This is a genomic window from Xanthomonas cannabis pv. cannabis, assembly GCF_000802365.1.
Classification (GTDB): domain Bacteria; phylum Pseudomonadota; class Gammaproteobacteria; order Xanthomonadales; family Xanthomonadaceae; genus Xanthomonas; species Xanthomonas cannabis.
On sequence record NZ_JSZE01000239.1, the window covers coordinates 1 to 243 of the forward strand.

The window sequence follows — 243 nt, forward strand, 5'->3', positions numbered from 1 at the left end:
AGCTGTTGCAGGTGGCGGACAAACCGCTACGCAAGCTGCTGCAGGCCAACGTGAACCAGCTCGTGCGCAGTGTGGCGCGGCTGGATGAACTGATCGCCGGGCAGCTAAAGACGCTGCTCATCAAGCAACCGCACCTGGCGGCGTTGAAGACGCTCAAAGGGGTCGGTCCGGTATTGCTGGCCGTGTTGGCGTGCCGGTTGCCGGAGCTTGGGACGCTCAACGGAAAGCAGATCTCCCGATTGG

General features: G+C 62.6%; 1 pseudogene. It reads left to right on the plus strand.

Annotation, left to right across the window (positions count from 1 at the left end):
* Positions 1-243, plus strand: a pseudogene (locus tag OZ10_RS22580) (IS110 family transposase); the annotation flags it as partial.